At 32.2% G+C, this 13,180-nt stretch carries 15 protein-coding genes; 3 read left to right on the plus strand and 12 right to left on the minus strand.

Annotated features, from left to right (window positions below; genetic code table 11):
• Window positions 1-25: 25 nt before the first annotated feature.
• From JC605_RS22190 to dnaA, 9 genes are all read right to left on the minus strand, one after another.
• A complete protein-coding gene (locus tag JC605_RS22190; RefSeq protein WP_198858277.1) occupies window positions 26-1,390 on the minus strand; it encodes a methylmalonyl-CoA mutase subunit beta in 1,365 nt (454 codons plus the stop codon).
• A 14-nt stretch (window positions 1,391-1,404) separates the two neighbouring features.
• On the minus strand, window positions 1,405-1,737 hold the full coding sequence (locus JC605_RS22195) for a septum formation initiator family protein (protein WP_198858278.1): 333 nt from the start codon (window positions 1,735-1,737) through the stop codon (window positions 1,405-1,407).
• A 156-nt stretch (window positions 1,738-1,893) separates the two neighbouring features.
• Window positions 1,894-2,502, minus strand: a complete 609-nt coding sequence (gene udk, locus JC605_RS22200) for a uridine kinase (RefSeq protein WP_111363887.1) — start codon at window positions 2,500-2,502, stop codon at window positions 1,894-1,896.
• A gap of 374 nt (window positions 2,503-2,876) precedes the next feature.
• The gene (locus JC605_RS22205; RefSeq protein WP_198858279.1) at window positions 2,877-3,758 is read right to left on the minus strand and encodes an SDR family oxidoreductase; all 882 of its coding nucleotides are present in this window, start codon (window positions 3,756-3,758) and stop codon (window positions 2,877-2,879) included.
• A gap of 76 nt (window positions 3,759-3,834) precedes the next feature.
• Window positions 3,835-4,962, minus strand: a complete 1,128-nt coding sequence (locus tag JC605_RS22210) for a methionine aminotransferase (RefSeq protein ID WP_198858280.1) — start codon at window positions 4,960-4,962, stop codon at window positions 3,835-3,837.
• Between the two features lie 153 nt (window positions 4,963-5,115).
• On the minus strand, window positions 5,116-5,643 hold the full coding sequence (locus tag JC605_RS22215; protein ID WP_198858281.1) for a hypothetical protein: 528 nt from the start codon (window positions 5,641-5,643) through the stop codon (window positions 5,116-5,118).
• A gap of 252 nt (window positions 5,644-5,895) precedes the next feature.
• On the minus strand, window positions 5,896-6,609 hold the full coding sequence (locus JC605_RS22220) for an SAM-dependent methyltransferase (protein ID WP_198858282.1): 714 nt from the start codon (window positions 6,607-6,609) through the stop codon (window positions 5,896-5,898).
• A gap of 55 nt (window positions 6,610-6,664) precedes the next feature.
• Complete coding sequence (locus JC605_RS22225) at window positions 6,665-7,132, minus strand: low molecular weight protein-tyrosine-phosphatase (RefSeq protein WP_198858283.1); 468 nt, start codon at window positions 7,130-7,132, stop codon at window positions 6,665-6,667.
• An 8-nt stretch (window positions 7,133-7,140) separates the two neighbouring features.
• Entirely contained in the window at window positions 7,141-8,568 is a 1,428-nt protein-coding gene (gene dnaA / locus JC605_RS22230) for a chromosomal replication initiator protein DnaA (protein ID WP_095931847.1), read from the minus strand.
• A gap of 187 nt (window positions 8,569-8,755) precedes the next feature.
• Between dnaA and JC605_RS22235 the strand changes: the two genes are divergently transcribed.
• The gene (locus JC605_RS22235; RefSeq protein ID WP_177212343.1) at window positions 8,756-9,160 is read left to right on the plus strand and encodes a thioesterase family protein; all 405 of its coding nucleotides are present in this window, start codon (window positions 8,756-8,758) and stop codon (window positions 9,158-9,160) included.
• A 31-nt stretch (window positions 9,161-9,191) separates the two neighbouring features.
• Here the strand turns inward: JC605_RS22235 and JC605_RS22240 are convergent, their stop codons facing one another.
• The 3 genes from JC605_RS22240 to ribD form a co-directional block, all read right to left on the minus strand.
• Complete coding sequence (locus JC605_RS22240; RefSeq protein ID WP_198858284.1) at window positions 9,192-9,824, minus strand: YigZ family protein; 633 nt, start codon at window positions 9,822-9,824, stop codon at window positions 9,192-9,194.
• A gap of 129 nt (window positions 9,825-9,953) precedes the next feature.
• A complete protein-coding gene (locus tag JC605_RS22245; protein WP_198858285.1) occupies window positions 9,954-10,556 on the minus strand; it encodes an HAD family phosphatase in 603 nt (200 codons plus the stop codon).
• Entirely contained in the window at window positions 10,549-11,595 is a 1,047-nt protein-coding gene (ribD, locus tag JC605_RS22250) for a bifunctional diaminohydroxyphosphoribosylaminopyrimidine deaminase/5-amino-6-(5-phosphoribosylamino)uracil reductase RibD (RefSeq protein ID WP_198858286.1), read from the minus strand. The genes JC605_RS22245 and ribD overlap by 8 nt, the downstream gene beginning before the upstream one ends.
• Window positions 11,596-11,725: 130 nt before the next feature.
• Between ribD and JC605_RS22255 the strand changes: the two genes are divergently transcribed.
• Both JC605_RS22255 and prmC read left to right on the plus strand, forming a co-directional pair.
• Entirely contained in the window at window positions 11,726-12,211 is a 486-nt protein-coding gene (locus JC605_RS22255) for a GNAT family N-acetyltransferase (RefSeq protein ID WP_198858287.1), read from the plus strand.
• An 84-nt stretch (window positions 12,212-12,295) separates the two neighbouring features.
• Window positions 12,296-13,162: a peptide chain release factor N(5)-glutamine methyltransferase gene (gene prmC, locus JC605_RS22260; RefSeq protein WP_198858288.1), complete on the plus strand. Its 867-nt coding sequence runs from the start codon at window positions 12,296-12,298 to the stop codon at window positions 13,160-13,162.
• The last annotated feature ends 18 nt before the right edge of the window (window positions 13,163-13,180 follow it).

Consider the following 13,180-nt stretch of genomic DNA (forward strand, 5'->3'; position numbering starts at 1 on the left):
TTGTAATTAATTACTTTTTCTGAGATTATTCCAATTCCAGTCTTTCCTGCTCCGTTTTCTCTGCCAATCTCTTTTCGATAATTGGTGTAATTAATGTTTTTCTTGGTTTGATTTTCACAAAAGGAAACAATTCTAAATCATGTTTCATTCTGTCTTCTTTGTTCGGATATTTGTTTGTTCCTAGAAGAATTTCTTTTTTAGAATCGAATGATTCTTGTTCTTTATTGGAACTTTCTTGAATTTTCTTCTTGATTGTGCCATCGTTTAAAAGTTTCAAGAATCCACCGTTGGCTTCAATTTCTTTAAATAACGCCAAACTTTTCTCAGCCAATTGCATTGTTAAACTTTCAATATAATAACTTCCGTCAGCTGGATTATTTACTTTGTCAAAATAACTTTCGTGTTTTAAAATCAAAAGCTGGTTTCTAGAAATTCGATCTCCAAATTCGTTGTCTTTATGGTACAATGCATCGTAAGGCAAATTGGCAATTACATCTGCACCACCCAAAATTGCCGACATACACTCAGTTGTTGTACGAAGCATATTTACGTTGTAATCGTAAATTGTTTTGTTTCGTTTAGTTGGAGTTACCAAGAAATGACATTTTATTTCTGGATTATATTCTTTAGCAATTAAATCAAAAAGCATTCGAAGTGCTCTAAGTTTGGCAATTTCGAAGAAATAATTGGTTCCAACTGAAATCTGAAAAACAATTGATTTTGTTTCGGCAGAAAAACGATTTAAATATTCGTTTGCGTGTGCTAAGCTGTAAGCAATCTGCTGTGTAATATTGGCACCTGAATTTTGATATAATCCTAGATCAACACTTAACAAATTTAGATTGGTTGTGTTTTTAAATAATAAAGACAATGTCTCAAAATTGTTTTTTTCGGGAGTTGTAAACCAATTTCCTTCGCGTGCTAATTCTCCAATTGGATCAAAATTACAATAGAAAATGGCTTTTTTCTGTATCGAGATCGTGTCTAATTTTTTAACGAAATCGATTGAGATGAAATTGAAATTAAAGTAAACGATTTTGTTTTCTAAAGGAAGATTCTCTAGTAATTTCTGAACATCAGTTTTTTCATTCTGAATTGTAAATCGTAAACTTTCAGCGCCTCTTTCTAAAGTGTTTAAAGCACGTTCGATAGATTTTTCTACATCGAAAACAAAGATATTCTGGCAGATTTTAAAATCTGAGGCTTGAGTTTTTACATTTGCAGCTTTTGTAAATTCATCTATATGATAAAAAGGTTTAACCTGAATATCTTCTGGCGAATTCCAAATAACAGTTTGATTGTAATCGGCTCCATCTAATTCAAACTGAATTTTTTGTTTCCATTGTTTGGATGAAATCGGATTAAAATCGTCGAATAGGTTAGTGGCCATTGTATTTTGTTTGATTATTCTTTGTCTTGAATGGTATCTCCTTCAAATTGTATGATATAAATATCTTCGCTATCTTTTTTCATGAAATACTTTTCACGTGCGTATTTCTCAATTTGTTCAGGATTTTTGAGCTGTTTGATCTGCTCCTGATCTTTTCTGATTTCTTCCTGATAATACTTTTTATTATCTTGAAGTTCATGAATTTGTTCATCTAAAAAACGATGATCAAAATAGGAGTAATTATCTAAAAATAACATCCAAACTATAAAAAATAGCAAAACCCAAACATATTTGTTTCCAAGGTATTTGAACCATTTTTTGTCTTTGTATGGATTTTTAAATTTCATTTTAAACGAATATTTCTTTTGTATTTGTTATCTCTAGCCCCGATATCTCCCGATTTAGAAAAACAAGGCTTTTTTGCCGTAGTTTTTCTTTATCGGGAATAAAGGCGAAAGCGGTAATAAGCTCCTAATTATTATGGTTTAAATTTACGATAAAAATTATGAAATACGCTGATTAATTACGGCCCGAACTACATCAATTGCTACCGTATTGTATTTATCATTCGGAATAATAATATCGGCAAATGCTTTAGTTGGCTCTATAAATTGCTCGTGCATAGGCTTTAAAGTAGTTTGATAACGATTTAAAACCTCGTCAATATCACGTCCTCTCTCTGAAATATCTCTTTTTAAACGACGGATTAATCTTTCGTCAGAATCGGCATGAACGTAGATTTTGATGTCAAAAAGCTCACGCAATTCTGGATTAGTCAAAATTAAGATACCTTCAACAATCATTACTTTTCTAGGATGTGTCGTAATTGTATCATCAGTTCTGTTATGCTGAATAAATGAGTAAACAGGCTGATCAATAGTTTCACCTGCTTTTAAAGCTTTTAGATGTTTTACTAACAATTCAAAATCGATGGCACGAGGGTGATCAAAATTGATTAATGCTCTCTCGTCAAAAGACAAGTTATGGTTTTCTTTATAATACGAATCTTGAGAAATTACACCAACTTCAGTGTCTGGTAATTCGTTCATGATTTGGTGTACAACTGTTGTTTTTCCGCTTCCAGTTCCTCCTGCAATTCCAATAATGAGCATAAAATTTTTGTTTGATATTTGTTTGGCAAAAATAATAATTTAACTGAATCGCTAAACATTTAAAATAATTTAACCATATAAGTAACGTAAGTAAATTTAAGCTAGAAAATATTTAAGCAAAATGTTACTTAACTGAAATTATTGCCGTTATATTGATAAAAGACCGAATTATTTGTTTTAAATCATTTAAGCGATATAAGTAAATATAAATAGTTCTTTTTTTTGACTTAAAGAACTTTAAAAATCCCCACTAAACTTATAATCTCTTATATGAACTTATATGGTGAAAAAAAAATCCCGAAAGTAAACCTTCGGGATTTCGTGCAATCAGTATAGTTTTAAAAAAATATTCTGAATTTAGTAAGCACTTGTAATTATTTATTCTTTTTTGCTTTTATCATCATTTCAAGCTGATCCCAAAGTTCTTCTGGAATTGCTTCTAATAAATTGAACTGTCCAGCGCCTTTTAACCATTCGCCACCGTCAATTGTAATTACGTCTCCATTAATGTATGAGGAGAAATCGGAAACTAAATAAGCCGCTAAATTGGCTAATTCCTGGTGATCTCCAACTCTTTTTAATGGCACTTTTTTGGCCATGTCAAATTTCTCCGAAAGATCTCCAGGCAATAATCTGTCCCAAGCTCCTTTTGTAGGGAATGGCCCTGGAGCAATTGCGTTAGAACGAATTCCGTATTTTGCCCATTCTACAGCAAGACTTCTTGTCATTGCCAAAACTCCCGCTTTTGCCGTAGCACTAGGAACAACATAAGCAGATCCTGTCCAAGCGTAAGTGGTTACTATATTTAAAATTGTTGCCGACGTTTGTTTGGTATCGATCCAATGTTTTCCAAAAGCAAGTGTGCAGTTTTTAGAACCTTTTAATACAATATCAATTACGGTATCAAATGCATTTGCTGACAATCTTTCGGTTGGCGAAATAAAATTACCTGCTGCATTATTTAAAAGAACATCTACTTTTCCGAATACTTTTAAAGTTTCCTGAAGCATGTTTTCTACTTCTTCGTAATGACGTACATCACATTGTAAAGGAAGACATTTACCTCCAGTTTGACTTTCCAGTTCGGCTGCAGTAGTTTTTAACTTTTCCAGATCTCTAGAAGTTATGGCTACTTGAGCTCCTAATTCGAGAAAATATTTGGTCATAGCTTTACCTAAACCGCTTCCGCCGCCTGTAACGACAATGACTTTGCCTTGTAAAGCATCATCACGTAACATTTTATCTGTGTAGCTCATAGTTTTTCTTTTTTTGCAATATTAATTAAATAAAATAGGATGCACGCATAATAATGTTATAAAATTTCGATAAATTTTATATATCACATAATTTTTTTGCTGCAGACTCGAGTGTGAAGTTGTCTTTGGCAAAACAAAAGCGAATAAGTTTTTGATCTTTATGATCGGAATAAAAAGTAGAAATAGGTATTGCAGCAACCCCATGATCGATGATTAGTTTTTTGCAAAAAGTAACATCGTCTTCGTTTGAAATATTGGCATAAGAAGCAACCTGAAAATAAGTTCCTTCGCAAGGTTTTAGTTCAAAACGGCTATTTTGAAGCAGTTTCTGGAAATAATCTCTTTTTTCCTGATAGAATTTTCCAAGAAGATTTACATCAACAACATCTAAATATTCGCTAATTGCAAACTGAGAAATACTGTTTACGCTGAAAACCAAAAACTGGTGAACCTTTTTAATTTCTGTCATTAAATGTTCAGGAGCAATAGTATAGCCAATTTTCCAGCCTGTTATATGAAAAGATTTTCCAAAAGAAGAAACCATAACGCAACGGTCTAAAAGAAAATCTTTGGTATGTGCCGAAATATGTTTTTCTTCAAAAGTGATGTATTCGTAAACTTCGTCAGACAAAACGATAATGTTTGGATATTTTTCAAGAAGATTTTTTAATTGTACAAAATCATTTTCAGTTAAAATTTTCCCTGTCGGATTATGCGGATTATTGATGATAATCATTTTGCTCTTTTCAGAACAAGCTTTTTCTATTGTTTCCCAGTTTGGCGTGTAATCATCATTTAGGGCAACTCGAACAGGTTTTGCTTTACAGAGTAAAACAGGAGATTCGTAAGAATCGTAACTTGGATCTAGAATTATGACTTCATCATTTTCTTTTACTAAAGCTAAAATCGTGGTAAAAATTCCCTGAGTTGCTCCAGCCGTAACCAAAAGTTCTGTATCTGGATTTATTGTTCTGTTATAAGAATCCTGAGTTAATTTTGCAATTTTGTCCATCAACGGAGGATAACCTGCCATTGGGGTATATTGGTGAACATTTTCCTTTGCTAATCGGGAAACGATATCTGTTAATCTCTCATCAACAGGAAAATTAGGAAATCCTTGAGAAAGATTTATTGCATTGTATTCAGTTGCCATTTTAGACATTAATGTAAAAATGCTAGTGGTTACATTTGGGAGTTTACTCATAATTTATTCTAGAAATGTTACATATAAAAGTAATTGTTTTGAAGTGAATTTGAACAATTTTTCTTTCTTTAAGAGCATAAAAAAAAGACATTAAAGAAAAACTATTTCATAAATAGCTGTTGTTTAATGTCTTTTGCGGAATTTTTTTAAGGATTATTTAATTATTTCTCCAGTTGGTTTTACCACTAGATTCTGAATGGTTTTGTCTTTTTTGATTTTTAGATTGTATTCTTTTTTTTCAATATCACCTTCTTTTTGAGTATAAAGAAATTTGTCTTTTATAATGGTCCATCCTGGATATTCTTTATAAATAGAGTAAATGACTTTAGCAGGAAGCTGTACGTTTTGATAATTTTCAACCACACTAGTTAGTTTTCCATTTTCATTGTAAGTTGCAGACAAAGAACCTTTAGGAGATTCTAACACCACCAAGAATTCATTATAGCCTTGATAATCTTTTCCTAAATCATAAGAAATGAATTTTTGTTGAAGTGCTCTCACATTTTCATCAGGATTTCTGTCCGGCAAGTAAACAGAAAAATCTTTACCAGCACTTTTAATTACAACTGCAGGTAAATCGGCCATTTTAATTTCGTCCTCTTTTATATCACCGTTTTTAACTTGAGAAAAAGAGTTTGAGATTAAACCAAAAAATAATAATACAAAAAGAAATGTTCTCATGATATTTATTTTTAAATATTAAATTACTTAGGTTAATCTTAATGATTTAAAAATGATGAGGGTTTCTTGAAATGGTTTGATGCTTAAATCATTAAAGTTTAAGGCGCGAACAATTTTTTTTTAGCTAATAAAATTACTTCTTTTGTTGATGTGGGAGAGTTAAATATATCTTTAAGGATTGTTAATTAAAAAGAATTTAATCAAAAAAAAATGCGTCAAAAATTGACGCATATATTTTTAAAGAGATTACTGCTACATTTTATGGATAATAAAAATTGTAGGACGTTTATCAATGTCAATTTTTAACTTTTTCCAATCTGAAACTCGCATTGTTTTTATGAATTCTGTTGGCAAAGTAATATCTGTTGCAATGCATAAATGTGTTGACGGATTTAAAATCTGCAAAAGATCTTCAATCAATTTGTTGTTTCTGTATGGGGTTTCAATGAATAGTTGCGATTGGTTTTTATCCTGAGATAATCTCTCGAAATGGCGTATTGCCGATTTTTTCTCGTCTTTATCTATCGGTAAATATCCATTGAAAGTAAAACTTTGCCCATTCATTCCAGAAGCCATCATAGCCAGTAGGATAGAAGAGGGGCCAACTAAAGGTACAACCTGTATTCCTTTTTCGTGAGCCAATTTTACAATTACAGCTCCAGGATCTGCAACTCCAGGACAGCCAGCTTCGCTCATTAGTCCTATGTTTTTGCCTTCTAATAAAGGTTTTATAAAATCTAAATGCTCACTCGGTTCTGTACGTTTGTTAAGAGTAAAAAGAACCAGTTCAGATTGTTTTTTTTCTGGATAAACGGCTTTTATTGATTTTCGGGCTGTTTTATCATTTTCAACAATATAATGGTCGATAACTTCTATTGTTCTTCTAACGGTTTGTGGCAAAACATCCATCGGATCGCTTTCGCCCATTGTGGTTGGAATTAGATATAATTTTCCGAAAGATTTCATGTGCTTTTGTTTAAAATTAAAAAATTCAATTATCTCTTTTTTAGAAACAATTGAATTAGAAGTGTTTTTTTAGCAGCTGATCTGCAATTAAATCGGTTACTTCGTCCAGCATTTGGTAAACGTTGTCAAAACCGTTTGCCGAGCCGTAATATGGATCTGGGACATCGACATTTTCGTCTGGAAATAAATCGTTTAAAATTAAACGAACCTTATTTTTATGTTCGGGAGTTTTTGCTAAATGAACTACATCGCGATAATTCGAATTATCCATTACATAGATATAATCAAATTTATCAAAATCAGAAACTTGAATTTGTCTTCCTTTTTGCGCGCTGATATTGATTCCGTTTTTTCTTGCAACGTCAATAGAACGTTTGTCTGGACAATGGCCAACATGCCAAGAACCTGTGCCAGCAGAGTCAACAAAGAATTTATCTTCGGGTAGTTTAGAAGCTAAAATTCCTTCGGCTAAAGGAGATCTACAAATATTTCCTAAACATACCATTAAGATTTTTACAGGCATGATGCGTCTTAAAGCGTTAATTTTTTATTGATGTCTTCAACAAACTTTTTAAATTGTTTGTCTGTAGAAACTAAGTTGTCGACTGTTTTACATGCATGAAGAACAGTTGCGTGGTCGCGATCTCCAATTTGTGAACCAATATTAGCAAGAGAAGCTTTAGTGAATTTCTTAGCAAAGAACATCGCTAGTTGTCTTGCTTGTACAACGTGCCTCTTTCTGGTTTTAGATTGAAGTGTTTCAATATCTAATTGGAAATAATCTGAAACGATTTTTTGAATATAATCTATTGAGATTTCTCTCTTTACGTTTTTAACAAATTTCTCTACAACGCTTTTAGCCAATTCAATCGTAACTTCTTTTTTATTGAAAGAAGATTGAGCGATTAACGAAATAATAGCACCTTCAAGTTCTCTAACATTTGATTTAATGTTTCGAGCAACATATTCTAAAATATCTTCTGGCATTTCTACACCATCACGGTATAAAATGTTTTTTAAGATTGAGATACGAGTTTCGTAGTCAGGCTGATGTAACTCAGCAGATAATCCCCATTTGAAACGAGATAATAATCTTTGTTCGATATCCTGCATATCAACAGGAGCTTTATCAGAAGTTAAGATTACTTGTTTTCCGTTTTGATGTAAATAGTTGAAAATATGGAAGAATACGTCTTGCGTTCCTGATTTTCCAGACAAGAACTGAACATCATCAATAATCAAAACATCGATTAACTGGTAAAAGTGAATAAAATCATTACGATTATTCTTTTTAACAGAATCAATATATTGTTGTGTGAAAATCTCAGCAGAAATATATAAAACGGTCTTTTCCGGATACTTATCTTTTACTTCTACGCCTATAGCATGTGCTAGGTGTGTTTTACCTAAACCAACTCCTCCAAAAATCAACAAAGGATTAAATGAAGTTCCTCCAGGTTTGTTAGCAACAGCCATACCTGCAGAACGAGCTAAACGGTTTGAATCTCCTTCTAAGAAATTGTCAAAACTATAGTTCGGATTTAATTGAGACTCAATTTTTAAATTTCTAATTCCAGGAATTACAAACGGATTTTTTAGCTCAGGATTTAAGTTTTTAAACGGAGCGTCAACCTCTTGCGGTTTCATTGGCACTCTGTTGGCACTTGGCAGCTGCTCGGTAAACGGCTGTTTATTGCCATAAGTGTTCTCCATTTTAATTTTATAGAGTAACTTTGCGTTTTTTCCCAGTTCTTTGGTAAGCGCAACTTTCAATAATTTTACGTAATGCTCTTCGAGCCATTCGTAGAAAAATTTACTCGGAACCTGAATGTATAATGCGTTATCGGTTAGCTCAACTGATTTGATTGGTTCGAACCAAGTTTTATATGCTTGGTCTTGAATATTATCCTTTATAAAGGACAAACAGTTTTCCCATACCGATTGAGCAGTTTTAGTCATAGATTCAGATAAATTTTTATTATTGTTATAAAGATTCTCCTAATAAAAAAGGAGCAATTTTATTCCGTATTTCGGGATAACAAATATGTGAACAAATTTCTGTAAAAAAAAATATTTTGGTATCTAATTTTATAAAAAAAAGTTGTAATGAGGCTTTTTAAATTCGAATTTTTTTAATATTTTATAAATGAAAAATCATCAGACTCAAGTACGAGTTCGTTACTCAGAAACTGACCAAATGGGAGTTGTTTATCACGGAAATTATGTGCCTTATTTTGAGATTGGACGCGTGGAATGGCTTAGAAATAAAGGGGTTTCGTATAAAAGCATGGAAGAAAGCGGAATTGGTCTTCCAATTGTCAACATGAATATCAATTACAAAAAATCGGCGAGATACGACGAACTTTTGACAATTCACACCACTTTCAAAAGTCACTCTTCTGTAAAGATCGAATTTGACTGTGCGATTTACAATGAGGCAAATGAGTTATTAACAACTGCGACGTTTATTTTAGTATTTGTTGCGTTAAAAACGGGTCGTCCAACTGCTCCTCCAGAGTACATTTTGGAAATATTTAAATCACTCGAATAATTGTTAAAACGAATAGGGTTTTGATGTTAAATTATACTAATTTAATATCGATTTCGAACATTAAATCAAAAATGCTGAATACCGTTTCGGCATTTTTTTTTCGCGTTTTTGTCACAATTTTGCCAATTGGCAGTCCTGAAATTTCATCCATTTCCATTTCCTGAGACACGATTTCTAATTTCTTTTCTTTGATAACGCGCATTACTTTATTCATGTTTTTGTAATCAAAAGAAATTAAAAATTCGACATCGATTGTCTTTTCAACGATTTCACAAATTTCCAAAGTCTGTTGTGCCGTTGTTCGATATGCAGCTATTAAACCGCCAACGCCTAATTTTACTCCTCCAAAAATTCGAACTACTACAACAAGAACGTTTGTAACTCCAAAAGATTGTATCTGGCCATAAATTGGTGCTCCGGCAGTGTTGCTTGGTTCACCATCATCATTGGCGCGGTACGAAACTTTATTTCCAACGCCCAATTGGTAGGCATAGCAATAATGCACCGCATGCGGGTGTTGTTTTTTAAGGTCTTCTATTATGGGTTTTACTTCGTCCTCATGATCTATCGGAAAAGCATAACCAAAGAACTTACTGCCTTTTTCTTTAAACAGTATTTCTTCAGATGCAGATGCAATAGTCTGATAAGTATCGTTAATTTCCAATTGTAAGGGTTTAAGTTTTTTTTAGCCACAGATTAAAAAGATTCTCACAGATTTTCTTTTAAAAAAGCAAAAAAGAAATCTTTTTAATCCTTTTAATCTGTGGCTAAATATTTTTTACTAGAAAGTGTGTTACAATAATCCTTTGGTGAATAGATCAACAACATCTTCTTTGCCAACTTGAAGATTCCATACTTTGATTCCTAAAGTTGCAGCGCTGTCGGTATTTTCTGTTTTATCGTCAACAAATAAAGTGTTTTCTGCAATTAAATTATTCTGGTCCAAAACAAATTGATAAATTTTCGGATCTGGTTTTCTCATTCCGATATCAAAAGAAAAATAAACCTTCTCAAAACAATTGTAAAAATCTTTATAAAAAGAAACGCCACTTTTTTCTTCAAAAGTATTGATGTGAATTGAATCGGTATTACTCAACAAAAATAAACGATATTTTTTTGATAATTCCTGAAGGAACTCCAAACGATAAAAAGGAAAGTCTGCCAAAACAGCATTCCAAGCTTTTAAAATATTTTCTCTTGAAGCGTTTGGCAATTGTTTTTGAAAACCAGCAATGAATTCTTCTGGCGAAATAGATCCCGTTTCAAATGAAAGATTTAATTGATCCAGTTCGTTGTTCCATTCAGTCATCCCCAATTTTTGTAAACCAGAAATAGTGGCAGGTTTATCCAAATTGATAAAAATATCCCCAAAGTCAAAAATTATCGCATCAATCATAATTTCTAATTTGTATTAATTCGTCATCTAAAATATTGGTCTTTGAACTGTTTTTTCTTGAAATTTCTGGAGCTTTCGTTCCTTTTTCAAAACTTGTTTTTCCGATAAAAATTCGAGCTTCATCCCAAAGATTTTCATCTATAAAAGATTGAAGCGTTTGTCTTCCGCCCTCAATAATTACAGATTGAATTTGATTCTGATACAAAACGTCTAAAATCTGAGGAATGATATTTTTATCAAAATCAATTATCTCAAATTGAGTATTTTCTTTTGACGGTTTTGAATCTTTAGAAAAAATAATAGTTTTTACCGTATCATCAAAAATAAAACTGTTTTCGTCAATTCGATTATTTTGATCAATAACAATTCTCGTCGGATTATTTCCTTGCCAATCTCGAACATTCAATTTTGGATTATCATCAATGACGGTTTGTGTTCCAACAAGAATCGCTTGTTCTTCAGTTCTCCATTTATGAACCAATTGTCGCGAATATTGATTTGTAATCCAAATTGGTTTTCGGTCTTGATTCGAGACTTTTTCAGGAGCCAAAAATCCATCTTGACTTTCTGCCCATTTTAAAATAATATAGGGTCTCTTTTTTTGATGAAAAGTAAAAAAGCGTTTATTAAGCTCGTTGCAATCATCTTCTAAAACTCCGACAGTAACATTCGCACCAGCTTCAATCAATTTTAAAATGCCTTTTCCCGCTACTTTTTCATTTGGATCAACTGTACCGACAACAACATTGGGAATTTCATTCGCAATAATCAAATCACAGCAAGGAGGAGTTTTGCCAAAATGACTGCAAGGTTCTAAGCTTACATAAATTGTAGCTTTTTTCAACAGCGATTTATCTTTTACAGATCGCACCGCATTAACCTCTGCATGTGGCTCTCCAGCCTTTATGTGCCAGCCTTCGCCAATAATTTTATTCTCGTAAACAATTACGCTACCAACCATGGGGTTTGGATACGTTGTTCCAAGTCCATTTTGTGCCAGTTCGATGCAGCGTTTTATATATTTTTCATGTATATTCACAGTGCAAAAGTAGTTAATTTTAAGATTATCATTAACTGAAAAGGGTTAAGTTGTGAAACAATCCCGATAGTTATAGTAGTATTCAAAACTATCTTTACTTTTGTGTTTATAATGATTTAGAATAAAAAAAATGGTAAATTGGCTTATACGAGCAATTAAAAAAGAAGACAATCAAGCAGTTGTAAGTTTGATACGTTCTGTCTTTGATGAAATGGAAATTCCAAAAGTTGGAACAGCATATGAAGATCCTTATTTAGATTTGATGTTTGAAGAATATAGCAAACCTAAATCGGTATATTTTGTTGTCGAAAATGACGGAGAAATTGTTGGCTGCGCTGGAATTGCGCCTTTAGAAAATGGAAATCCAGAAATTTGTGAATTGCAGAAAATGTATTTTTTGCCCAAAACTAGAGGTTTAGGAATTGGAACACAGATGATGGAGAAATGTTTAGAACAAGCCAGAATTTTTGGTTTTGAAAAATGTTATATCGAAACTATGCCATTTATGCATGCTGCACAAAAGTTGTATAAAAAATCCGGTTTTGAATATTTAGATGCGCCGTTAGGTTGTACAGGGCATAATTCTTGTCCAGTGTGGATGTTGAAAGTTTTGTAGAAAAGTTGTAACAAATCTTAACAAACAAGACTTATTGAAGGGTTAGAATCAGCTTTGGCTGAATAAAATATTCAAAAAAATAAAATGAAAATTAAACAATATCGTACTCAGTTTATTAAAGAATTAGCTCCTTTTTACGATGCGTACGAAGCGGAGAGTTTTTTTTATTTAATTCTGGAAAATAAACACCAGCTTCGTCAGATTGATTTAGCTTTAAATCATGAATTGACTTTTGATGAGAATGATTTTGTGGTATGGGATGAACTTCTAAAACAACTTAAAAAAGAAGTCCCGATTCAGTATTTGCTTGGGAAAACAAATTTTTACGGTTTAGATTTTGAAGTCAATGAAAATGTTTTGATTCCAAGACCTGAAACTGAGGAATTGGTCGAATGGATTATTAACGAAAATACAAGTCGAGATAAAAATAAAAAAATAAGAATTCTAGATATTGGAACGGGAACGGGCTGTATTGCGATTTCGTTAGCAAAAAATCTTCCCAACGCAGAGGTTTTTGGAATTGATGTTTCTAAAAAAGCTATAGAAACTGCAAAAAGAAATGCTGTGGCAAATAATGTAGATGTTACTTTTATGTTGCTGAATATTTTAGAAGCAGAAGAATTTTCTAATCAGTTTGATATTATTGTTTCAAATCCGCCTTATGTTCGAAATCTGGAAAAAGTAGAAATCAAAAAGAATGTACTGGATTATGAACCGCATTTAGCACTTTTTGTAGAAGATAATGATCCGCTTATTTTTTATAGAAAAATCGCTTCTTTGGCACAAAACGGACTTCAGAAAAAAGGGAAATTATATTTTGAGATCAATCAATATCTTGGAAAAGAAATGATTGAATTACTAGAAAATATGAGTTTTGAAAACGTTGAGCTTCGAAAAGATATTTACGATAATGATCGTATGATTTCGGGTAAGGTTTTGAAAGACTTATAATTTAATAATTCAGTTAGT

The sequence above is a fragment of the Flavobacterium sp. IB48 genome (assembly GCF_016405855.1).
Classification (GTDB): Bacteria; Bacteroidota; Bacteroidia; order Flavobacteriales; family Flavobacteriaceae; genus Flavobacterium; species Flavobacterium ginsengisoli.